General features: G+C 65.6%; 1 protein-coding gene. It reads left to right on the top strand.

Annotated features, from left to right (window positions below; all coding sequences use genetic code 11):
* Window positions 1–250 (top strand): protein-export chaperone SecB (locus KZZ07_RS27235; RefSeq protein WP_219520146.1); only part of this gene is annotated, 250 nt, incomplete at both ends.

The raw sequence follows: 250 nt of genomic DNA, 5'->3' as shown, positions 1-250 counted from the left end.
CTCGAGGGCGACGCCAAGATCCAGAACGAGGTGCTGTTCGCCTTCGAGGTGACCTATGCCGGCGTGTTCCGGCTCCTCAACATCCCGGCCGACCAGATCCATCCGGCGGTGATGATCGAGTGCCCGCGCCTGCTCTTCCCCTTCGCCCGCCAGATCGTGGCCGAGGCGGTGCGCAACGGCGGCTTCCCGCCGCTGTACATCGATCCGATCGATTTCGTCGGCCTCTACCGGCAGAAGGTGATGGAGCAGC

Origin of the sequence: Mameliella sp. CS4, assembly GCF_019392335.1 — a bacterium.
In the GTDB taxonomy this organism is placed as follows: Bacteria; Pseudomonadota; Alphaproteobacteria; order Rhodobacterales; family Rhodobacteraceae; genus Antarctobacter.
The sequence above is the reverse complement of the archived record's forward strand: the minus strand, read 5'-3'. Positions and strand labels throughout refer to the sequence as shown.